This is a genomic window from Egicoccus halophilus (assembly GCF_004300825.1).
Classification (GTDB): Bacteria; Actinomycetota; Nitriliruptoria; order Nitriliruptorales; family Nitriliruptoraceae; genus Egicoccus; species Egicoccus halophilus.
This window is the reverse complement of sequence record NZ_CP036250.1, coordinates 2806606-2827953: the sequence shown is the minus strand read 5'-3', so window position 1 is coordinate 2827953 and position 21348 is coordinate 2806606. Positions and strand designations below refer to the sequence as shown.

The window sequence follows — 21348 nt, the reverse complement described above, 5'->3', positions numbered from 1 at the left end:
GGCAGGGTCGGCACGACGCCCGGGCAGGGTCGGCACGACGCCCGGGGAGGGTCGGTACGGCCGGTAGGCTGGGCCGCTCGCTGCCGCAGCCAGCGGTGGTCGAACCCTGCCCAGGAGCGTCCCGTGTCCGAGTCCAGCCCCAGCGTCTCCGTCGAGATGGCCACCATCGTCGAGCTGTGCAAGCAGCGCGGCATCATCTTCCCGACCGCCGAGATCTACGGCGGGGTGCGCTCCACCTGGGACTACGGCCCGCTCGGTGTCGAGCTCAAGGAGAACGTCAAGCGGCAGTGGTGGCGCACGATGGTGCAGCTGCGCGACGACGTCGTGGGCATGGAACAGGCGATCCTCGGCCCCACCGACGTGTGGCAGGCGTCGGGCCATCTCGCCAACTTCTCCGACCCGCTGGTCGAGTGCAGCCAGTGCCACCAGCGTTTCCGGGAGGACCACCTGCGCGAGGCGCAGCTCGGCTCGGAGACGGCCGAGGGCGAGATCGAGTGCCCGACCTGCAAGAAGCCCACGCTGGGTGATCCGCGCCACTTCAACCTGATGTTCAAGACCAACGTCGGGCCGGTCGCCTCCGACACGTCCATCGCCTGGCTGCGACCCGAGACCGCCCAGGGCATGTTCGTGAACTTCGCGACCGTGCAGCGCTCCACGCGCAAGAAGCCGCCGTTCGGCATCGCGCAGATGGGCAAGTCGTTCCGCAACGAGATCACGCCGGGCAACTTCATCTTCCGCACGCGCGAGTTCGAACAGATGGAGATGGAGTTCTTCGTCGAGCCCGGCAGCGACGAGCAGTGGCACCAGTACTGGATCGACGAGCGGATGCGCTGGTACCGCGACCTCGGCATCCGGCCCGAGAACCTGCGCATCCGCGAGCACGCCGAGGACGAGCTGTCGCACTACGCCAAGCGCACCGTCGACATCGAGTACTACTTCCCGGACGCCTCGATGGGGTGGTCCGAGCTCGAGGGGCTCGCGAACCGCACCGACTTCGACCTCAAGGCCCACGGCGAGGCGTCGGGCAAGGACCTGTCCTACTACGACCAGCCCAACGACCACCGCTACGTGCCCTACGTGATCGAGCCGGCGGCGGGGGCGACGCGGGCGACGCTCGCGTTCCTGTTCGACGCCTACCGGGTCGAGCAGGCACCCGACGCCAAGGGCGAACTCCAGGACCGCACCGTGCTCCGGCTCGACCACCGGCTCGCGCCCTACAAGGTCGCCGTGCTGCCCCTGTCGCGCAAGGAGGAGCTCACGCCGGTGGCCCGCGAGGTGTTCGACGCGGTCAAGGTGCGCTGGATGTGCGACTACGACGAGACCCAGGCCATCGGTCGCCGCTACCGCCGCCAGGACGAGATCGGCACCCCGTACTGCGTCACGGTCGACTTCGACACCATCGAGGACAAGGCCGTCACCGTCCGCGACCGCGACACGATGTCGCAGGACCGGGTCTCGATGGACCGGCTCGTCGACTACCTCGCCGAGCGTCTGCCCGCCTGGTGACCCTCCGCCCGGCTTCGTGGTCGGTCGAAGGCGAGCTCGGCCGCGTACGCCGGATGGGCGGTGACGCGCGTCCCGCGGGGGAGTGCGCCCGTCCCCCGGCTGCCGCCCGTCCACCGACCGGTCGGTGGCGGATGGAGGGGTGTCCGTACCAACCCTCGGTCTGGGAGACCTCCATGCGTCGCTTCCTCGTCGGCCTGTCCGCCGCCAGCCTCCTGCTCGTCTCGGCCCTTCCCGCTGCTGCCGCACCCCCCCGCTCGTACGGCGCAGGGCGGCCAGCCCGCCGGCGTGGCGTGCCAGCAGTTCGGCATCGGTGTCCTGCAGAGCCAGGGCCTGCTCGCCACGGTGGCCCGGGACGGGCTCGAGTACCCGATCGGCAGCGGTGACACGGTCCCGCTGCGCACGGTGCTCCAGATCCACCGCAACGACCCGGCCCTGGCCAACCAGGTGCTGACCGACTACGCGATCGCGCTCGGCATCGCGACGCCGGACGTCGTGGCGGCCCTGAACGCGGCGTGCCCGACCGGCTGAACCGGCGTCGACAGACGAGGGTCCGCGCCCCTGCGCGGACCCTCGTCGCGTCAGTAGGGCGGGTGGTGACCGCGCCAGGGGTCGTGCTCGTCCGCTGCCGGCCCGCCGCGGACGCGGTCGCCAACCAGGACCCGCACGTCGGACTCGACCCGGTGCAGCTGCAGCGACAGCCCCGCCACGGACCGGACGAGAACGGCGACGCCCATCAGGGCCGCCCCGACGGCGAACGTGACGGTGTAGAGCACCAGCGCCATCGCGAGTTCGTCGTCGCGCAGCATCAGCGTGCCGCCCGCGACGCCGGCCAGGCCGGCCGCGTAGGCCAGCAGCGTGCACGCCCGCGCCGCGGTACGCAGTTCCTTGGGGGAGGGGATGTGCTCCATGTCACCATCCTGCCCGACCGGTCGCCGGTTCGCCGCCGCGTGCCCACGTCCGTGCCCCGCTGACCGCGCGGGTCAGGCCTCCGCCTGCCACCGCCGACGGGCCTCCTCGAGCGCCGTGACGACGCGGTCGGTGTCGCCGGGCGTGTCGAGCACCGCGAGCTCACGCCCGTCGCGCAGGCGCACGGTCGGCGGGCGGAAGCTGCTCGTCCCGGCGAACCCGGCCACCTCGTCCCACCCGTACTCGGCCCGCTGGCGCATCAGCCGGTGCAGACGGACCCCTGCGGGCGAGACCGTCACCCGGGCGGTGGTGACGATCAGCACCAGGTACAGCCCCACGAGTGCCAACAGGCTGCCGTCGAGCCCGATCAGTCCCAGCCCGGCGACGAGCCGCCACAGCGGCGGCACCGCGACCAGCACCATGGCCCAGAACACCGGCACGCGCCACCAGCGTGGACGGATCGTCCGCTCGGCCACCGAGCCCCCTCGAGATCGCGTGCCGTTGCGACGCTAGCAACGCCCCGGGACGTCGCGAGCTCCCCGATCGCCCCGGCCGGCGGGATACCCTGGCGGCTCCGGTGAGGAGGTGCGGTCGTGAGCGAGGACCGCGGGTCGCCCGTGCCGGGCCCTTCCGAGGTCGACGACGCGCTCGTGCGCCTCGAGGAGGTCCTGCTCGAGCTGCCGTTCGAGCGTGCGCTGCCGGACCTCGACGACCTGCTCGCGCGGGCACGGGTGCCGGCGGAACTGCTGCGCCGTGACGAGCGGGCGCGCAAGCTGTTGCACGAGGCGATCCTCGCCCGGCCGTTCGCGAGCCTCGACGCCGTGCAGCAGGTCCGCACCGAGGTGGAACTGCTGACGCTCGAGGTCGAGGTGCTCGCCGACCGGCTCGGACGTGTCGGGCTCGACGGGACCGACCGGCAGCGGGCCGTCGCCCGCCTGGCCGAGGTGCGCCGCCGCCTCGACGAGGTGCGTGCGGAGCTGTGAGCCGCAGCCGCGTGGCCACCGACCGCCCCGTGCGGCCGGAGTGCTCGACATCCCTCCCGGCGGTCCGGTAGCGTCGCCGCGTCCGCGTCGCGAGTCGTCTCGCCGCCGGTCCTCCACGGTCCCCGATCCCGGAGCGTCCTCCTTGCGGGTCCACGGCTGAACCTCGCCGTCGCCGATGCCTCGTGCCTCGGCTGGACTGCGTGCCTCCGCACGCACGCCGCAAGGATCCCGCATGGTCTCCGTGCATCTGCGTGGGCTGCGCCACGCCCACACGCTCGCCGCCGGCGTCCTCGACGACGTCACCCTCGACCTCGCCGCCCCGGAACCGGCCGAGCCGCGCCCCTTCGTCGGCGTGGTCGGACCCAACGGCGCCGGCAAGTCCACGTTGCTGCGCCTGCTGGCCGGCGAGCTGACGCCGATCGGCGGGACGCTCGAGGTCCAGGCGACCGGACCGGTCCGGCTCGTGCGCCAGGACGTCGACGAGCTGACCGACGACGTGCGCGGCTTCGCCTGGCAGTGGGACGGCGTGGCCGTCCGGCTGCGCCGTCGGCTGCACCTCGATCCCGACGACCTCGACTCCCGTGTCGGCCGTGGCTGGGGCGCGCTCTCGCCGGGGCAGCGCAAGCGCTGGCAGGTGGCGGCCGCGCTGGCCGAGCAGCCCGACGTGCTGCTGCTCGACGAGCCGACCAACCACCTCGACGCCGCGGCCCGTGACCTGCTGGTCGGTGTGCTGCAGCGCTTCGGTGGGCTCGGGCTGCTCGCCAGCCATGACCGGGCCGTGCTCGAACGCCTCACGAGCCGCACGTTGCGCGTGCACCGTGGCCGGGTGGAACTCCACGCCGGCAGCCACGGCGAGGCGGCCCCCCGCTGGCGGGCCGCCGAGCAGGCCGAACGCGACGCGCACGAGCGCGCCAGGCGCGAGCTGCGCCGTGAGCAACGCCTCCTCGGCGACGTCCGTCGCGACCGGCACGGCGCCGAGGTCGGACCGCGCCGGGAGCGTCGCCTCGCCGGCGCGAACCAGCCCGACGCCCGCGAGGCGACGCAAGTTCGCGCAGCGCAAGGCCGAGCAGGCACTGGCGCAGCGGGTCACCCAGATGCACGCGCGCGTGGCGCGGGCCGAGGACGCCGAGGCGTTGTTCGACGTGCAGCGCGAGCTGGGCGGGGCGCTCGGGTTCCGCCACGTCGACTCGGGCCGGCGGGTGCTGGTCGAGGTGCAGGGGGACGTCCGGCACGCCGGTGGTGAGGTGCTGCTGCAGGACGTCGACGTAGCGCTGCAGCGCGGTCAGCGCGTCCGCGTGGCCGGGGCGAACGGCGCCGGTAAGTCGACGCTGCTCGCCGTGCTGCTGGCGCGGCTGTCCGACGCCGCCGAGCAGGTCGGGATCCTCCCACAGGAGCTGTCCGACCCGTCGCGGGTGCTCGAGGACGTCCGTCGGCTCGACCCGGAGGTCCGTGGCCGGGTGCTCGGGACGTTGGCCACGCTCGGGGTCGATCCCGACCGGGTGCTGGTCACCGACGCGCCGTCGCCGGGGGAGGCCCGCAAGCTCGCGTTGGCAGGGTTGCTGTCCGCGACGGCCAGCGTGCTGGTGCTCGACGAGCCCACCAACCACCTGGATCTGCCCTCGATCGAACGGCTCGAGGCGGCGCTCGCGGCCTGGGACGGCGCCCTCGTGCTGGTCACCCACGACGAGGCGTTGGCCGCCGCGGCGACCACGACGACGTGGGAGGTCGCCGACGGCCGGGTCGACGTGCGCCTGGACGAGGGACGGCCCGGCGTGCCGTAGGTTGCGCGGCCGTCGCCCCGTTCGACCAACGCGCCGCGCGCCCGCGCGCCCGCGTGCCCGCGCCCCTCGGCGACGCCCGTCCCGACGCCTCGACAGGTCTGCCCGTGACGCTCCTCGACGCTGCCGTGATCCTGCTCGCCGGTCTCGGGGCGGGCGCGATGAACGCCGTCGTGGGCGCCGGCACGTTGATCACCTTCCCGACGCTGCTCGCCCTCGGCTTCCCGCCGGTCGTGGCCAACGTGTCGAACACGGTCGGGCTCGTGCCCGGCGGTGTCGCGGCCGCCTACGGCTTCCGGGCCACGCTCACCGGTCGCGCCCGGCTGGTGCTGCGGCTGGCGGTCGCCTCGGCGGTCGGCGGCGTGATCGGCGGGGCGCTGTTGCTCGTGCTGCCCTCCGAGGCGTTCGAGGTCGTCATCCCTCCGCTGCTGCTGCTCTCCGCGGTCCTGGCCGCCGCGCAGCCGCGGGTGGCGACCTGGGTCACCGCCCGTCGCGAGCGGCGGGAACTCGCCGAGCGTGCGGCCGACGACCCCGACGCCGTGCAGGTCGACGACGCCCCGGCCAGCGACCTGCCGAGCGCCCACGTGCCGGTGCACGACGCGCCGGTGGCGCCGGGCCCGGTCGAGATCCGGCTCGGCCCGGCGCTGTACACGATCGTGTTCCTGACCGGCATCTACGGGGGCTACTTCGGCGCCGCCCAGGGCGTGATCCTGTTGGCGGTGCTCGGCAGCTTCGTCGCCGGCGGCATGCCGCAGGTCAACGGCATCAAGAACGTGCTGGCGGGGATCGCCAACCTGGTGTCCGCGGTGCTGTTCATCGCCGTCGCGGACGTCGACTGGCGCGTCGCCGGGCTCGTGGCGCTGGGCGCCACCGTGGGGGGGCTGCTCGGCAGTCGCTACGGACGACGCCTGCCGGCGCGACCGCTGCGGGCACTGGTCGTGCTGGTGGCCCTCTCCGCCGCCGTCTGGCAGTTCGTCACCTGACCCCGGTGCGGCGCCGTGCTCACCCGGTCGGCGCGGACTCCCAGGCGACCCCGGTCCACCGGCGGAACGCGTCGCGCTGGGCGTCGGCGGCGTGCTCGTCGCGGACCAGTCGACGCCCCGGTCGCGGCGCGCCCAACGTGACACGGCGGGTGAGCAACCGCGGGCCCCGCAGGACCGTCATGTCCACCTCGTCGCCGGCGCGTCGCGCCCGCAGCTGACCGGGCAGCTCCCCGCGGCGCACCCGCGTGCCGTCCACCGCCACCAGTTGGTCGCCACCGGTGAGTCCGGCCTGCCAGGCCGGTCGTCCGCGCAGCACGCTGGCCAGGGTCACGGCGTGGTCGTCCTCGCTCACCTGCGCGCCGAGGTCGGGCACCTCGTCACCGCCGGTGGCGACCACCCGCAGCCCGACCGCCGGCAGCACCTCCTCGACCGGTGGTAGCGCGGTGCCGGCCACGTGGGCGTCGAACACGGCGCCGAGGTCGGTGCCGGCCACGTCGGACACCGCCCGCTCGACGTCGGCCTCGGTGTAGCCCTCGGCGGTGTTCGCATGCCGCTGCCACAGCAGCCGGAACACCTCGTCGAGCCCGTCACCGTCGGGACGCAGCTCGCGCAGCAGCAGGTCGAGGTACCAGGCGACCAGCGACCCGTGGCCGTAGTAGTCGGTGTTGGCGTTGACCGTGTTCTCGTCGCGGACGTAGTGCTTGACCCACGCCTCGTGGCCGGCGCGTCGCAGCGACTGCAGCGCGACCCCGGGGGTGTCGAGCACCCGCTGCCAGGTGTCACGCAGGTTGTCGAGGAACCGGGTCAGGGTCCACACGCCGGCCCGCAGGGGCAGCAGTTCGTCGTAGTAGGCGGTCCAGCCCTCGGCGACCCACAGCGACTCGGTGTGGGTGGGTCGTTCGTAGTCGGGGCGCACCAGCGCGGTGGGCACGAGTCGCTTGACGTTCCACAGGTGCAGGTACTCGTGGGCGACCAGCGACTGGAAGCGGGCCAGCAGGTCGGGCTCCTGGAAGGTGCGGATCGGCATCTGCAGCACCGACCCCTCGCGGTGCTCGAGCCCGCCGCCCCCCTCGTGCCAGCCGGTGCACAGGTAGCGGTAGTGCGCGACCGGGAGCTCGCCGTCGAACAGGGCGACGGCGGCCTCGCCGATGGCTGCGGCGTCCCGGGCGATCGCCGCGAGGTCGGGATGGCCGCCGTGGCCGGCCCACACGAAGTCGTGGGTCACGCCGGCCACCTCGAACTCGACCGCGGGCAGGTCGCCCACCTCGAAGGCGCTGTCGACCAGGTGGTCGCGGTGCTCGGCGACGTAGGTGTCGGGTCGTTCGCCCGCAGGCAGCAGCGACCACACGCGGTGGCCGGCCGGGGCCGGTGGCAGGTGCACCTCGTGCGGCTCGTCCTCGGCCCCCTCGACGTAGGGGAAGGTCGCGGCGGGGATCAGCAGGGCGTGATGGTCGTCGACGTGGTTGGTGCGCACGGTGAGCTCGTTGGCGTACAGCTCGAGCTCGACCGTGTGCTCGCCCCGGGCGCCCGCCGGCAACCGCCAGGCGGTGTGGCCGTCGGGTTCCAGGACCACCTCGGTGCCCTCGGCGTCGCGGGCGCGGATCCACTGCACGTGGTGGACGTAGTCGCGGACCACGTAGCTGCCCGGGGTCCACACCGGCAGCACGATCCGCGCGCCGTCGGCGTGCGCGGCGGGCACGGTGAGCGAGACGCGCACCAGGTGGTGCAGGCGGTCGGTGAGGTCGACGGCGTAGCGGACGGTCACGACGGCTCCTGGACGGTGGTGCCGGGGCGTGGTCGACGGGGCCCCGACCGACGGGGGCGAGGCTACTCGTGACGCCCCGACGGCCACGTCGGTGATCCACGACCCGGTGCCGGTCACGTCCCGACGGCCGGACGGCCCTCGACGCCGATGCCCCGGTGTGACCCGAAGCTCACCGGGAGCCGGCGAACAGCTCCGGCCAGACCGACAAGGAGCCCCCATGGGCATCGGCGACAAACTGAAGGGCAAGGGCAACGAACTGGCCGGCAAGGCGACCGGCGACCGCAAGCAGGAGTTCAAGGGCAAGGCGCAGCAGACCAAGGCGGACGTGCAGGACGGGCTGAGCGACGCCAACGAACGCGTGCGTGACGCCGACCAGGAGGCCGGCCGCCTCCCCGGTGAGGACCGCTGAACCACGGCAGGCAACGCGTGCCGGCGCGCGGCGCGAGGGTCGCGCCGGCGCCCGCGGCGTCCCGACGGCCGGGGCGGGGGTCGGATAGCTTCGACGACCGACCCGGACCGAGGACGCCGCGTGCCCGAACTGCCCATGGCCGACCGCCACGAGACCGTGCTGCCGCAGGCCCCCGAGGAGGCCCGCCAGGCCCTGGCCAACGCCCTGGCCGCCGACCTCGACACGCGTCTGCTGGCGGTCAGTGCGGTGGTCGCCGACCACCCGACGTTCCTGGAGGGCTGGGCACAGCTGGCCGCGCTCGGACGCGAGCCGATCGAACGCTACGCCTACGCGCGCGTCGGCTACCACCGTGGCCTCGACGCGTTGCGTGCGGCCGGGTGGGGCGGACGCGGCTTCGTGCGCTGGTCCGAGTCGACCAACCGCAGCTTCCTGTCGTGCCTGGTGCGCCTGCGCGCCGCGGCGGCCGAGATCGGTGAGCAGCCCGAGGTCGAGCGCATCGGTGGGTTCCTGCACGAGCTCGACCCGGACTGGGACGACGCCAACCTCGTCGCCTGAGTCGCGCCACGAGCACCAAAGGACCGGCGGTGGCGGGACGCATCCTGAAGGACGACGTCGAGGAGCTGCGTCGGCAGGCCGACATCGTCGCGGTCGTCGGGGACTACACGACCCTCAAGCGTGCCGGCACCCGTTACAAGGGCCTGTGCCCGTTCCACACCGAGCGGACGCCGTCGTTCACGGTCACCCCCGACGGCAACTTCTTCCACTGCTTCGGCTGTGACGCGTCCGGGGACCTGTACGACTTCCTGATGCGCGTCGAGGGGCTCGAGTTCCCCGAGGCGGTCGAGGCACTGGCGCGCCGCTCGGGCTTCACACTGCGCTACGAGGAGCTCTCCGCACGTGACCGCCAGGCCATCGGGCAGCGGTCGCGGCTGGTCGAGGTGACCGCTGCCGCGCTCGAGTTCTTCCGTGCGACGCTGTTCTCCGAGGAGGGCGAGGTCGCGCGCACCTACCTCAAGCAGCGGGGCTTCGGCCGCGACGACGCCGAACGCTTCGACCTCGGCTTCGCCCCGATGCGCTGGGAGGCGCTCGGGCAGGCGCTCACGCGGCAGGGGCTGCGGCCCGAGGACCTGATCGCCACCGGTCTGGTCGTGCGCACCGAACGGGGTGGGCTGCGCGACCGGTTCCGGGGGCGCCTGATCTTCCCCGTCCACGATCCGGGCGGTGACGTGATCGGGTTCGGTGGTCGGATCCTGCCCGAGCTCGACTACGGCGACTTCGATCCGCCGAAGTACCTCAACTCCCCGGAGACGCCGCTCTACAAGAAGACGCGGGTCCTCTACGGCGTCCCGCAGGCGCGTGCCGAGGTCGTTCGGGCGGAGGAGGTCCTGGTCTGCGAGGGCTACACCGACGTGATGGCACTGCACCAGGCCGGCTTCGCCAACGCCGTGGCGACCTGCGGCACGGCGGTCGGCGTCGAGCACCTGCGGATGGTCTCACGCTACGCCCAGCGGGTGGTGCTGGCCTTCGACGGGGACGCGGCCGGGGTCAAGGCGGCCGAACGCGCCTGGGAGGCGGCCCGGACGCTGGGCGGCGAGGGCAGCGAGGGTGGTGGGACCGAGCTCGACCTGCGGGTGCTGGTCCTGCCCGGCGGTCGCGACCCGGCCGACCTGGTGCGCGAGGTCGGCGCCGAGGGGCTGCGCGAGGCCGTCGCCGACGCGACCCCGGTCGTGCCGTTCGTGCTGCGTCAGCGGCTGTCGGACGCCGACCTCGGTTCCGAGGCGGGCCGCACCGCGGCACTGCGGGAGGCACTCGGGATCGTCGGCCTCGAACCCGACCTGGACCTGCGTCGCGAGTGGGCCCGTACCGAGGTGGCGGCCCGCATCGGGGTCGCCTACGAGTTCGTGGTGCGCAGTGCCCAGCGCCTGGGCGTGGAGCTCGACGCCCACGAGGGCGTGGCGCCGGTCGGACCGTCCCGGGGTACCGGAGGGGCCGGTGGGGCCGGTGGGACCGGTGGGGTGTCGACGCTCGATCGCGCCCGGGTCCGCCGCGAGCGTGACGTCCTTCGCACGGCCCTGCAGCAGCCACAGTGGTTGCCCGACGAGTGGTTCGAGCTGGTCGAGGACGACTTCTCGCACCCGGTCGCCCGCCAGGTGTTCGCCACGCTGACGGCGGCCGGTGGGGCCGGGGTCGAGTTGTCGGCCGTGCTCGAGCACGCGGCCGACGACGAGGTCCGCGCCCGCCTGCGTCAGCTCGCGCTCGAGGACGAGCCGGTGCCGCTGGACGCCGACGCGGCGGCGTGGCGGGTCCGCTCCCTGCTCGCCGAACGTCTCCAGGCCGCCGAGCGGCAGCTCCAGGATCGACTGCACACGTTGCACCACGGCCGGGACCGTGACGAGCTCATGGCGGTGCTGACCGAGTTGCGTGAGCTCGAACAGCGGCGGCGGGCGCTGACCAGTCGCGAGGAGTGACGCCTCGTGCGGGGTGTGCGCGACGGGGAGGTGGCACCGAGATGCCACCCTCCCGGCGGCATCGCGAGCGTTAGCCTCCCGGCGCGCACCGTTTGCGACACGGACGGTGCATGGCGCGGGTCGACCGGCCCGCACGTGAGTCCGGACCGGGAGGGGACCGCGGTGACGGCTGCCGACGACCCCCGGGAGGCCACGTCGCGGGAGCCGTCCGGCGACGGAGGCACGGTCACGATGCTCGCCACCGACCGGGTGCCGCACGACGGCGACGGCCGGGTGGCCGATGGCCGGGAACACGCCGACCGGGCCGAGGTCGTCGACCTCGTGGAGCGCGAAGCCGTCGGGCGGACCCGCGAGGTCGCCGAACTCCTCGAGCTGGGCGGTGAGCGTGGGTTCGTCACCACCAGCGAACTCGCGGCCGCGCTGAAGTCGGCCGGGCTCGACGCGGCCATGGCGCTGCCGGTGGCCCGTCACCTGCGGCGGGCGAGCATCGCGATCGTCGAGGACGGCACCCCTGACGGCGCCGGGCCGACCCGTGCGGCACCGGTCGACGGAGCGGTCAGCGTCGATGCGGTGCGGCTGTACCTCAACGAGATCGGCCGGGTCGACCTGCTCAGCGCCGAAGCCGAGGTCGACCTCGCCAAGCGGGTCGACGCCGGCGCCGCTGCCGGTGCGGAACTCGACTCGATGCGCGAGCTCTCGCCCGAGCAACGGGCACGCCTGCGCCGGGTCGAGCGCCTGGGCCGCAACGCCAAGGCGGCGCTCACGGAGGCCAACCTGCGGCTGGTCGTCTCGATCGCCAAGCGCTACCTCGGCCGCGGCCTGCTGTTCCCGGACCTGATCCAGGAGGGCAATCTCGGACTGATGCGGGCGGTCGACAAGTTCGACTACACCCGCGGCTACAAGTTCTCGACCTACGCCACCTGGTGGATCCGGCAGATGATCAGCCGTTCCATCGCCGACCAGTCCCGCACCATCCGCATCCCGGTGCACCTGGTCGAGACGATGAACAAGATCAAACGGGTCGAGCGTCAGCTCGTGCAGCGGCTGGGCCGGGAGCCGACCATCGAGGAGGTCGCCAAGGCGGTCGAGCTGCCGGTGGAAAAGATCGAGGAGTTCCGCCGCCTCGCGGTGGACCCGACCTCGCTCGACGCGCCCGTGGGGGAGGAGGGCGACGCCTCGATGGGCGAGCTCATCGAGGATGCCAACGCGATCGTGCCGGTCGAGGCGGCGGCGTACCTGCTCCTCCAGCAGCACCTCGCGTCGGTCCTCGACGAGCTCTCGGTCCGGGAGCGCACCGTCATCGAGCGGCGCTTCGGCCTGCACGACGCGCAGCCGCAGACGCTCGAACAGGTCGGGGCGGAGCTCGGCCTCACCCGTGAACGCATCCGGCAGATCGAGGCCAAGGCGCTGGCAAAGCTGCGTCACCCGGCGCTCGCCGACGCGCTCGAGGGGTACCTGCGCGGCTGACGGCGGGGGGCGCTGCCGCCCCGGCGGCCGTGTCGCACCCCCGGCGTACTGTCGGGCCATGGACACCGACACGCGCCGCGAACCCCCGCACCCCGACGTCGTCACTGCCGATCCGGCGCGCGGCGACGCCGCCGACCGCCCGGTCGCGCCGGCCGTCCCGGCGCAGCAGGAGCTGCCCTTCGACGACGAGTCCGATCAGCCGATCCCGTACGCGCTGACGGCCCGTGCCCGCCGGACGGTCGCACCGGCCAGCCTCCCGGCCCTGCGCATCGTCGGTGGTGATCCGGACGGCCCCGACGGCGATCCCGGGGGCGAGGCGGACCCGCACGACACCCGGCCGGCCCGTGCCCGCGCGCTGCGGCGGGCCGGGCTCGACGTGCGCACGATCGCGTCCCGACTCAGCGTCGACGACCTGCTGGTGCGCGCCTGGGTGGGTGAGACCCTCACGGCCGTCCTGCCCGAGCCGACCGACGGGGCGTCCGCGCGTGGCGGGGCGACTGCCGACGGTGCGGCGGTTGCCGACGGCGCGGCGGGAGAGATCCGACGACTGGCTGCGGCGGGAGCGGCGGTGCGCCTGCAGCGGGACCCGGCGTTCGCGGCGGGTGTGGGGCTGCTGACCGCGGTCTCGGAGGCGGACGCGCACGCCCTGACGCTCGCCGGACCGCGCGCCGAGGTGGTGGTGCGGGCGCTGGGATGGCTGCGGACGACCGCGGACCTCGACGACCGTCGTGTCCGCGTGGTCCTCCGCGTCGGTCGGGCGGTCGCGGCCGACGCAAGCCGTCATGAGTGGGCGACGCGGCTGCGGGTTCCGGTGACCCGGGTCACGGTGACGCGGTGGGCGGCGCCGCCGTTCCCGACGGCCAGCGAGGTGCTGGTGCGGGTGCGTGACCCACAGCTGGCCGCGCGGGTGGGCGGCTGGTGCGATGCGCTGCTCGCCGGGGCGGAGAGCGCCCCGGCGGAGGCGTTCTGAGCGTCGTCCCGTCGTCTCGGTCAGGCGACCGCGACGAGGCGTGCCATCGCGGAGCGGACCTGCGGGTCGTCGAGCACCGGGCCGGCCGCAGCGCGACGGCTGACGGCCTGCGCCCGGGCGAACCGGCGGACCAGCGCGATGCGGCCGTCGGGCAGTCCGCTCGGGAGTGGGGCGTGCACGGCCGACTCCAGGGCGTCGACCAAGGACGTCAGCGCATCCAGCGGCGCACGGTCGACGACCTCGTCGACGAGCCGGCTGGCGGTGTGCCAGGACGTCGGCAGTTCGGGCGAGGGGCGGGTCGGTTCGGCCGCGGGCGGGGAGAGCAGCATCCGCATTCCTTTCACGATGGAGCCAGTCTCGGACGGAACGGTCCGAGTCGTTGGATCCACCGGGGCCAAAGTGGATCCATGTGTGGCTGATCGGATCCAATGTTCCCTAGTGGACTCGCTTCGCGGAACGTGCTGTACTGCTCGTGTCCCCGGTGGTCCGGGGGGTGCTGCGGCCTACGTGGTTCCGACGAGGAGTGGCCGGTGGAGGCCTACGAGCTGCGTTCCGTGCTCGGCGACTGGCAGCAGGGGACGGGTCGCCCCGCCGACCGGCTGACCCGTGCGGTGCAGGATGCGGTCGACGACGGCCGGCTGGCCGTCGGCACGCGCCTTCCGGCGGAGCGTCCGCTGGCCGAGGCCCTGCAGGTCAGCCGAGGCCTGGTCGCTCGCGTCTACGGGCGGTTGCGGGAGCAGGGCGTCGTCCACACCCGCCACGGCAGCGGCACGGTGGTGGGCAGCGCCGAGGACCGGACGCGATCGGCCAACCGGCTCGCGGCGGACGGGTTGAGTGCCGCCGTCGCCGGCGGGGCACTCGACGGCATCGATCTGCGCATCGCCGCGTGGGACGCCGACGAGGCCGTGGTCGCCGACCTGTACGTGCCCAGCACCGAGCAGTTGCGGGCCGCGGCGCGCGACAGCAGCGGGTACTGGCCGTTGGGACATCCGTGGCTGCGTCGGGCGATCGCCGAGCACGCGACGCGCCAGGGACTGCCGACCGACCCCGAACAGGTGCTGGTGACCGCCGGGGCCCAGCAGGCCGTCGACGTGCTGTTGACCGCGTTGCTCGTCCCCGGTGATCCGGTGCTCGTCGAGGAGGTGTCCTGGCCGGGGCTGACCGAGCTGCTCACGCTCCGGCACCTGCGCGCCAGCATCGTGCCGGAGACCGCCGTCGACCCGGTCGCGCTGCTGCGGGCCCTGCGGGAACGGCGCGCCGACGTGGCCTTTCTCATCCCGTCGCACCACAATCCGACCGGGACGGTGCTACCGGCGCACGTGCGTCGCCAGGTGGTCGAGGCCGCCGCCGAGGGCGGCGTGCTGCTCATCGACGACCTGACGTTCCACGAGCTGTGGATCGACGAACCGCCGCCCGCGCCGCTGGCCGCGATCGTGCCGGAGCTCGCCGACTCGGTCGTCAGCGTCGGATCGCTGTCGAAGCTGGTGTGGGGCGGGGTGCGGGTGGGCTGGATCCGCGCGGAGCCGGCGCTGCTGCCCCAGCTGGTGCGGATCAAGACCGCGCTCGACCTCGGGATGTCGTTGTCGCCGCAGCTCGCGGCCGCGGAGATCCTCGGCCGCATCGAGCCCATGCTGGTCCGGCGTCGCGGCTGGCTGCGGGAACGACGCGACGTGCTCGTCGAGGCCCTGCACACCGGGCTGCCCGACTGGCGGTTCACCCCGCCGGCGGGCGGGATGAGCATGTGGGTCGATCTCGGCGGCGTGTCGGGGGACGTCGTCGCCGCCGCGGCCGCCGCGCACCGGGTGCTCGTCCCACCCGCCCGGGCCTGCTCGACCTCGGGACGCGACCTCGACCGGATCCGCCTCACGCTCAGCCGACCGCCCGACGAGTTGCGCGAGGCGGTTCGACGTCTGGCACTGGCCTGGGACGACGTCCGCGGCGGACGGCTGCCCCGGGTCGGGATGCCGATCGGATGAGCCCGAGGATCGCGGTGGTGTCCGGACCCGACGCGGGGCATGCGCTGCCGGCGCTGGGCGTGGCCGGTGCACTGGCGGGCCGCGGACACGAGGTCGTGTTCGTCGGCGGCGGCGCGTACGCCGGGCTCGCCGCCCGGCATGGTTGCCGTTTCGCGACGCTGCCGCGGCTCGCGCCGACGCCCGGCGACGTCGACTTCGGTCATCGGCTGTGGGTGCACGGGGCCCGGATGGCGGTGCCGCTGGCCGCGTCGCTGCGGGACTGGGGGACCGACCTCGTCGTCAGCGACGTCCTCACCCGTGCCGGTGCGTTCGCCGCCGATCTCCGTGACCTGCCCTGGGTCGAGACGATCCCGCACCACCTGCCCGACCCGGCGCCCGACCTGCCGCCGGTCGGCGCCGGCCGTCGGCTGGCCCACACCCCGTTGCGCCGTCGGGCGAACCGGCGCGTGTTCGACGCCCAGCAACGGTCGCTGGCGACGGGCCGCGAACAGGCCCACGCGGCGGCACGGGACATCGGTCTCGAGGCCCCGGGCGCTCCCGTGGTGCGGCTGGTGGCGACGGTGCCCGCGTTGGAACGTCCCCGTCGCGACTGGCCCGCCGACGCGCACGTCGTCGGCCCCCTGGCCGTCGAGCCCGACCTGCCGCCGCTGCCGGCGCCCTCGGGCGACGCGCCGCTCGTGGTGGTCACCGACTCCACGGCCCAGGGAGGTGTCGGCGGCCTCGGCGCGGTCGCGATCGAGGCACTGCGCGACCGCGACGTCCGGGTGGTCGTCACCTCGACGGCCGTGCCGCCGCAGGTGGGCCGGCGCCTCGTCGTCGGCCGCGGACCGCACGTCCCGTTGCTGGCGGTCGCGGACGTCGCGGTCGCGCCCGGCGGCGGGGGGTTTCTGTCCAAAGCGGCTGCCGCCGGCGTCCCGATGGTCGTCGTACCCCAGGCGGGTGACCAGTTCGAGGCGGCAGCGCGGCTGCGTGACGTCGGTGCGGGGCGGGTGGTCGCGCCGCGTCGCTGCACGCCGGCGCGGCTGCGTCGGGCCGTGGAGCGTCTGCTGCACGACCGGCGGGCGCGGGCGGTGGCGGGGCTCCTGGCGCAGCAGGCGGCCGTGCTCGGGGTGGCGGTCGCCGCCGACCTCGTCGAGGCGGTGCTGGCCGGCCAACGCCCGGTCGCCACCGGCCCCGCCCACCACCTCCCGTCGCCGTGACCGGGGGTCGCGACGCGACGCAGCGGTTCAGCGGTCGGTGAGGGCACGGCCGAAGTCGGCGGCGGCGCCGTCGTCGAACCCGACCAGGCGCACCTCGTCGAGCACGCCCGGGTGCGCGGCGACCCAGTCGATCACCGCCGTGACCAGCACCCGGGTCGCACGGTCCCGGGGGTAGCCGTAGATGCCGGCCGAGATGGCGGGGAACGCCACCGTGCGTCGGCCGCTGTCGGCGGTCGCGTCCAGCGCGGCGACGACCGCCGCCGCGAGTCGCGCGGCGTTGTCGTCACGCTCGGGGTCGTACACCGGTCCGGCGACGTGCACCACCAGGTCCGCGGTGAGCGCACCGGCATCCGTGACCGCGGCGTCGCCCTCGCGCAGCGGCCCGTGCTCGGCGACCCAGGCGTCGGACGCGGCCTGCAGCGACGGGCCGGCGGCGCGGGCGATCGCCGCGGCCACCCCACCACCGTGGCGCAGCTCGACGTTGGCGGCGTTGACGACCACGTCGACCGCCTGGGCGGTCAGGTCGCCGGCGAGCGCGACCACGCGGGTGGTCCCGAAGACGAGTTCCACAGCGGCTCCTCGGTCCAGCGGCCACGACCCGACGTCGCCGCGGGCTTGCGGCAGGTCGCGTGGTGGCGTCTAGGGTGGCCCCATGTTCGCGCTCACCGCCACGGCCGCCAACCCGGACGACCCGCTCGCGGGTCTCGCGCTCGGGGACCACCCCGAGCCGTCACCGCCACCCGGCTGGGAGACGGTCCGGGTCCGCGCCGCCGCGCTCAACCACCACGACGTGTGGACCCTGCGTGGGGTCGGCGTCGACCCCGAGCGGTTCCCGGTGGTGCTCGGCTGCGACGCCGCCGGCGTCACCGACGACGGTCGTGAGGTGATCGTCCATGCGGTGATCGCCACGCCCGGCGGCGACGAGACGCTCGCCGGCGACTTCAACATCCTGTCGGAACGCTACGACGGCACCTTCGCCGACCGGGTCGCCGTCCCGTCGCGCAACCTCGTCGACAAGCCGGCGGAACTCGGCTTCGAGCAGGCCGCGTGCCTGCCGACGGCGTACCTGACGGCCTACCGGATGCTGTTCACCCGCGGGGAGCTGCGCCCCGGGGACCGGGTGCTGATCCAGGGCGCCGGCGGAGGCGTGGCGACGGCGGCGATCCTGCTCGCGCGTGCCGCCGGGTTGCACGTCAGCGTCACCAGTCGCGACGAGACCAAGCTCGAGCGCGCACGGGAGCTCGGCGCGCACGTCGGCGTGCCGGCGGGGGAGCGGCTGCCGGCCCGGGTCGACGCGGTGCTCGAGACCGTCGGTGAGGCGACCTGGAAGCACTCGCTGCGGGCGCTGGAGCCCGGCGGGGTCGTGGTCGTGGCCGGGGCGACGTCCGGGTTCGACCCGCCGGCCGACCTGGCCCGGGTGTTCTACCGCCAGTTGCGGGTGATCGGCTCCACCATGGGTACCCGTGAGGAGCTCGTGCGGCTGGTCCGGCTGCTCGACGCGACCGGGGTGCGTCCGCTGATCGACGACGTGCTGCCGATGGAGGACGGCCGCGAGGCCTTCTCCCGCATGGTCGACGGTGAGCTGTTCGGCAAGCTCGTGCTCACCCGCCCGGCCTGACGCCCGCTCCGCGCGAGCCGCTCCGCTCGGTGCGACGCCTGGCGACGCCGCGCGTCTGCGCGCCACCAGACGACGACGGCCGCCCGGGGGGCGGCCGTCGTGTCACGCTGCGTCAAGCTCCGGGGGCCGGGCTCGAACCGGCGACATTTCGATTAACAGTCGAACGCTCTGCCAACTGAGCTACCCCGGAAGGTGGCGTCGGATCGTGCCCGAGCGCCTCGCGTCGAGCGCGGCGCGCAGTGTAGCAACGTCGCGCCGGACCCCCGAACGCGGTCTCGCGCGCGTTCCGGGCGGCGTCCACCCGCGGCGCCGTCCTGGTCCGCATCCTGGTCCGGATCGGCCGCGTCGCGCGGTGCACGGGTGTCGGCGACTAGCCTGACGTCTTCCCGAACGGCGAGGCTGTGGTGCGCAAGGACCTGGTGATCATCCCCGACGACGAGCCCGGCGTCCTGGCCCGCCTCGGGGAGACGCTCGGCACCGCCGACATCAACATCGAGGCCATCAGCGCCTTCACCGGCCGCGGCAAGGGCCTGGTGCACGTCCTGGTCGACCGGGCCGACGACGCGGTACAGGTGCTGCGGGAGGCCGGCTTCGAGGTCAAGGCGTCCCGTGACGTGGCGGTGGCCGCCCTGCCCGACGCGCCCGGGCAGCTCGGCGACGCCTGCCGGCGCCTCGCCGATGCCGGGGTCAACATCGAACAGGCCTACATCGCCGCCGGCAGCCACCTCGTGGTCGTCTCCGACGATGTCGAGCGGGCGCGACAGATCCTCGGCGGCTGACCGACGACGCCGGCGCGAGCGACGTCAGCGCGGCAGGTCGGTCTGCTTGAACTCGTGCAGCATCGGCGCGTTGACGACCAGGTCGACCACCTGCTCGATGCTGCGCGTCGCCCGCTCGGCGTCGCCCTCGGGGCGGTCCATCAGGCGGACGAACACCGCACGACCACCGGCGATGAACGTCGGCACGCCCCACACGGCGTGGTCGGCGACCCCGGCGTCGTGCTCCTTGCGCAGCTGGGCGAGGACCTCGCCCTCGCGCACGGTGGTGAACACGGCCTCGGCGTCGACGCCGGCACGCCCGAGGGCGTCGGCGACCACCTGCGGGTCCTTGAGGTCCCCACCGAGGTCGTGACGGGCGGCGAACAGTGCCTCGTGGGCGGCGGGGAACTGCTCGGGGTGCTGGTCGCGCACGACCAGGCCGGCCTGCAGCGCCAGGATGCCCGAGGCCGTGTCGGGATCCTCGAGTTCCCAGACGTCGGGCTGGCCCTCCTCGACGTGGCCCTGGGCCAGGCTGTAGGGCACGAAGTCGACGTCCCAGTCCGCGCCGGCGCGCAGGGCGGTGACCACGTGCTCGTTGGCGTTGCGGGCGAACGGACACAGGTAGTCGAAGGTGATGCCGAAGCGCAGGGTCATGACGGACTCCTCGGTTGTGGGACGGTGGTGTCAGCAAGCAACGCGGGCGGTGGCCACCGGCTTCCCGGTCGCCGCCGGCTTCCCGGCCCCGGCGGCTCCCGGCGCGGCGTTCAGGTCAGCCGCAGACAGCGGGCGATCTCGCCCATCGTGTAGCCGCAGCCGGTCTGCAACGCGCGCAACGTCAGGCCGAGCGCGAACAGCGAACCCCAGGCCATGCCGAGGTAGGCGTAGCGCTCACGACGCAGTGCCGCGATGCGTCCACCGACCACGGCGATGAGCGGGAACAGCGAGCCGTACAGGTAGTGCAGCCAGGCGTCGGGCTGCGTGAACACGCGCCGGCCGAGCACCAGCAGCACGACCCCGACCACGGTCTGCACGACCAACAGGTTCTCGGTCCAGTGCTGGACGGCGTACAGGGCGTCGGGCCCCTCCTCACGCCGCAGGAGCCGCAGGGTCAGCCCCCACACGAGGATGACCGCGAACAGGGCGACGAGCAGGGTCCCGAGGTAGCGGTGGAACGCCGTCACCTCACGCCGACTCCACCGGGGAGGGCTCCCGCGCCGGCGCCGGTTGTTCGCCCCGCTGCAGCGACCGGGCGATGCGGAAGGCGATGAAGCCGGTGATCGGCGGGAGCACGAAGCAGGCCCAGCGCAGCAGGACGGTCAGCGTCTGCAGGCCCATCTCGAGGTTGGACGCGATGACGTCGTTGGAACCAGCGACGAAGATCACCCCCATCAACGTCAGCGCTGCGACGCCGATACCGGTGCGAAGCGGGTTGTCCCGCGGACGCTGCAGCAGGTGGTGCTCCAGGTCGTCCTTGCCGACCCACTTCTTGTCGATCCAGGGCCAGGCGAACAGCACCGTGAAGATGACGCCGCCGAGGCCGACCGCCGGCAGGAACGTCGAGGTGATCGTGACCCCGAGGATCGTCCACTCCCACGCCGGCCACAGGCGCACGAGTCCCTCGGTCCAGCCCATGTACCAGTCGGGCTGGGCCGGGGCGAAGACCTCGTAGGGCTCGTAGGTGCCGTAGAGCCACACCGGGTTGATCTCGAACAGACCACCGAGCAGGCACAGCACCGCGATCGTGAACGCCCCGAGCGACAGCGTGGTCAGCGTCTGGCTCGGGAACAGCGGCTCACCGACGACGTTGTCGTCGCGCGCCAGGCTCGAGGGCTTGTGGGTGTGCTTCTGCCGGATCAGGATCGCCAGGTGCGCACCGAGCAGACCGAGCAAACCGGCCGGGATGAGCATCACGTGGGCGATGTGCAGCCGGCTGATGGTGTCGGTGCCGGGGTACTCGCCGCCCAGCAGCAGGAAGCCGAGCAGCGGTCCGACGAACGGGATGCCGAGGACCACCGAGTAGCCGATGCGCAGCCCGGTGCCGCTGAGCAGGTCGTCGGGCAACGAGTAGCCGGTGAATCCGGCGGCGAACGACAGCAGCAGCAGCAGCACGCCGATGACCCAGTTGATCTCGCGGGGGCGGCGGAACGCGCCGGTGAAGAACACCCGCAGCATGTGCGCCACGATGGCCGCCACGAACACCAGCGCCGCCCAGTGGTGGATCTGGCGCATCAGCAGACCCGCGCGGACCTCGAACGACAACCGCAGGGTCGACTCGTAGGCGGCCGAGATCTCCAGGCCCTGCAACGGCACGTACGGGCCCTCGTAGACGACCAGGCGGGCGTCGGGGGTGTAGAAGAAGGCCAGGAACGTGCCGGTGAACAGCAGCACCACCAGCGAGAACAGGGCCACCTCGCCGAGCAGGAACGACCAGTGGGCCGGGAAGGCCTTGTTGAGGTACTTCTTCGACCCCTCCGCGAGGCGGAGGCGGTCGTCGAGCCAACGGGCGAGGTCGTCGACCGGGCTCTGGCGGCGTCGGGTCTCAGCGGCGCTCACGGTCGGCTC

General features: G+C 73.8%; 23 protein-coding genes and 1 tRNA gene. 15 read left to right on the top strand and 9 right to left on the bottom strand.

Translation table 11 applies throughout. From position 1 onward, the window contains the following. The first annotated feature begins 156 nt into the window (after positions 1 to 156). Positions 157 to 1506 carry a glycine--tRNA ligase gene (locus ELR47_RS12740; RefSeq protein WP_130651372.1) on the top strand — a complete coding sequence of 450 codons (1350 nt, stop codon included), beginning with the start codon at positions 157 to 159 and terminating at the stop codon, positions 1504 to 1506. A 285-nt stretch (positions 1507 to 1791) separates the two neighbouring features. Beyond that, on the top strand, positions 1792 to 2034 hold the full coding sequence (locus ELR47_RS12735) for a hypothetical protein (protein WP_130650242.1): 243 nt from the start codon (positions 1792 to 1794) through the stop codon (positions 2032 to 2034). 50 nt (positions 2035 to 2084) lie between these two features. Here the strand turns inward: ELR47_RS12735 and ELR47_RS12730 are convergent, their stop codons facing one another. Next, complete coding sequence (locus ELR47_RS12730; protein ID WP_130650241.1) at positions 2085 to 2414, bottom strand: hypothetical protein; 330 nt, start codon at positions 2412 to 2414, stop codon at positions 2085 to 2087. A 72-nt stretch (positions 2415 to 2486) separates the two neighbouring features. Continuing rightward, entirely contained in the window at positions 2487 to 2888 is a 402-nt protein-coding gene (locus tag ELR47_RS12725; RefSeq protein ID WP_130650240.1) for a PH domain-containing protein, read from the bottom strand. 117 nt (positions 2889 to 3005) lie between these two features. Here ELR47_RS12725 and ELR47_RS12720 point away from each other — a divergent pair, with 117 nt between their 5' ends. From ELR47_RS12720 to ELR47_RS12705, 4 genes are all read left to right on the top strand, one after another. Beyond that, complete coding sequence (locus tag ELR47_RS12720) at positions 3006 to 3395, top strand: hypothetical protein (RefSeq protein WP_130650239.1); 390 nt, start codon at positions 3006 to 3008, stop codon at positions 3393 to 3395. A gap of 232 nt (positions 3396 to 3627) precedes the next feature. Continuing rightward, on the top strand, positions 3628 to 4638 hold the full coding sequence (locus ELR47_RS12715; RefSeq protein ID WP_165404058.1) for an ATP-binding cassette domain-containing protein: 1011 nt from the start codon (positions 3628 to 3630) through the stop codon (positions 4636 to 4638). Further along, the gene (locus ELR47_RS12710) at positions 4538 to 5176 is read left to right on the top strand and encodes an ATP-binding cassette domain-containing protein (protein WP_229730689.1); all 639 of its coding nucleotides are present in this window, start codon (positions 4538 to 4540) and stop codon (positions 5174 to 5176) included. The genes ELR47_RS12715 and ELR47_RS12710 overlap by 101 nt, the downstream gene beginning before the upstream one ends. A gap of 104 nt (positions 5177 to 5280) precedes the next feature. Next, positions 5281 to 6156, top strand: coding sequence for a sulfite exporter TauE/SafE family protein (locus ELR47_RS12705; protein WP_130650236.1), 876 nt, complete (start codon positions 5281 to 5283; stop codon positions 6154 to 6156). A gap of 19 nt (positions 6157 to 6175) precedes the next feature. On the opposite strand, the gene ELR47_RS12700 is transcribed toward ELR47_RS12705, so the two are convergent. Next, positions 6176 to 7921, bottom strand: coding sequence for a M61 family metallopeptidase (locus ELR47_RS12700; protein ID WP_165404056.1), 1746 nt, complete (start codon positions 7919 to 7921; stop codon positions 6176 to 6178). A gap of 217 nt (positions 7922 to 8138) precedes the next feature. On the opposite strand from ELR47_RS12700, the gene ELR47_RS12695 reads away from it, so the two are divergent. The 5 genes from ELR47_RS12695 (at position 8139) to ELR47_RS12675 (ending at position 13235) form a co-directional block, all read left to right on the top strand. Beyond that, positions 8139 to 8330, top strand: a complete 192-nt coding sequence (locus ELR47_RS12695) for a CsbD family protein (RefSeq protein ID WP_130650234.1) — start codon at positions 8139 to 8141, stop codon at positions 8328 to 8330. Between the two features lie 120 nt (positions 8331 to 8450). Further along, complete coding sequence (locus ELR47_RS12690) at positions 8451 to 8885, top strand: DUF3151 family protein (protein WP_229730682.1); 435 nt, start codon at positions 8451 to 8453, stop codon at positions 8883 to 8885. Positions 8886 to 8914: 29 nt separating this feature from the next. Then, on the top strand, positions 8915 to 10798 hold the full coding sequence (dnaG, locus tag ELR47_RS12685) for a DNA primase (RefSeq protein WP_165404055.1): 1884 nt from the start codon (positions 8915 to 8917) through the stop codon (positions 10796 to 10798). Between the two features lie 231 nt (positions 10799 to 11029). Further along, positions 11030 to 12265 (top strand): sigma-70 family RNA polymerase sigma factor, encoded by a 1236-nt coding sequence (locus ELR47_RS12680; protein ID WP_130650232.1) that lies wholly within the window; start codon positions 11030 to 11032, stop codon positions 12263 to 12265. 58 nt (positions 12266 to 12323) lie between these two features. Then, the gene (locus tag ELR47_RS12675; RefSeq protein ID WP_130650231.1) at positions 12324 to 13235 is read left to right on the top strand and encodes a hypothetical protein; all 912 of its coding nucleotides are present in this window, start codon (positions 12324 to 12326) and stop codon (positions 13233 to 13235) included. Between the two features lie 20 nt (positions 13236 to 13255). Here ELR47_RS12675 and ELR47_RS12670 read toward each other — a convergent pair whose 3' ends face one another. Next, a complete protein-coding gene (locus ELR47_RS12670; protein WP_130650230.1) occupies positions 13256 to 13564 on the bottom strand; it encodes a hypothetical protein in 309 nt (102 codons plus the stop codon). Between the two features lie 201 nt (positions 13565 to 13765). On the opposite strand from ELR47_RS12670, the gene ELR47_RS12665 reads away from it, so the two are divergent. Next, positions 13766 to 15211, top strand: coding sequence for an aminotransferase-like domain-containing protein (locus tag ELR47_RS12665; RefSeq protein ID WP_165404054.1), 1446 nt, complete (start codon positions 13766 to 13768; stop codon positions 15209 to 15211). Positions 15212 to 15228: 17 nt separating this feature from the next. Beyond that, positions 15229 to 16410, top strand: coding sequence for a glycosyltransferase (locus ELR47_RS12660; RefSeq protein ID WP_165404053.1), 1182 nt, complete (start codon positions 15229 to 15231; stop codon positions 16408 to 16410). 27 nt (positions 16411 to 16437) lie between these two features. On the opposite strand, the gene ELR47_RS12655 is transcribed toward ELR47_RS12660, so the two are convergent. Beyond that, positions 16438 to 16980: a macro domain-containing protein gene (locus tag ELR47_RS12655; RefSeq protein WP_205745239.1), complete on the bottom strand. Its 543-nt coding sequence runs from the start codon at positions 16978 to 16980 to the stop codon at positions 16438 to 16440. An 82-nt stretch (positions 16981 to 17062) separates the two neighbouring features. Here ELR47_RS12655 and ELR47_RS12650 point away from each other — a divergent pair, with 82 nt between their 5' ends. Beyond that, positions 17063 to 18028 (top strand): zinc-binding dehydrogenase, encoded by a 966-nt coding sequence (locus tag ELR47_RS12650; protein ID WP_130650227.1) that lies wholly within the window; start codon positions 17063 to 17065, stop codon positions 18026 to 18028. 117 nt (positions 18029 to 18145) lie between these two features. Here ELR47_RS12650 and ELR47_RS12645 read toward each other — a convergent pair. After that, a tRNA-Asn gene (locus ELR47_RS12645) sits at positions 18146 to 18218 on the bottom strand. Positions 18219 to 18432: 214 nt separating this feature from the next. On the opposite strand from ELR47_RS12645, the gene ELR47_RS12640 reads away from it, so the two are divergent. Beyond that, the gene (locus tag ELR47_RS12640; RefSeq protein WP_165404052.1) at positions 18433 to 18807 is read left to right on the top strand and encodes an ACT domain-containing protein; all 375 of its coding nucleotides are present in this window, start codon (positions 18433 to 18435) and stop codon (positions 18805 to 18807) included. A gap of 24 nt (positions 18808 to 18831) precedes the next feature. Here ELR47_RS12640 and ELR47_RS12635 read toward each other — a convergent pair whose 3' ends face one another. From ELR47_RS12635 to qcrB, 3 genes are all read right to left on the bottom strand, one after another. Then, positions 18832 to 19440, bottom strand: a complete 609-nt coding sequence (locus tag ELR47_RS12635; RefSeq protein ID WP_130650225.1) for a DsbA family protein — start codon at positions 19438 to 19440, stop codon at positions 18832 to 18834. Between the two features lie 110 nt (positions 19441 to 19550). Further along, the gene (locus ELR47_RS12630; protein WP_130650224.1) at positions 19551 to 19967 is read right to left on the bottom strand and encodes a hypothetical protein; all 417 of its coding nucleotides are present in this window, start codon (positions 19965 to 19967) and stop codon (positions 19551 to 19553) included. Between the two features lies 1 nt (position 19968). Then, positions 19969 to 21339, bottom strand: a complete 1371-nt coding sequence (gene qcrB / locus ELR47_RS12625; RefSeq protein WP_130650223.1) for a cytochrome bc1 complex cytochrome b subunit — start codon at positions 21337 to 21339, stop codon at positions 19969 to 19971. Positions 21340 to 21348 lie beyond the last annotated feature (9 nt).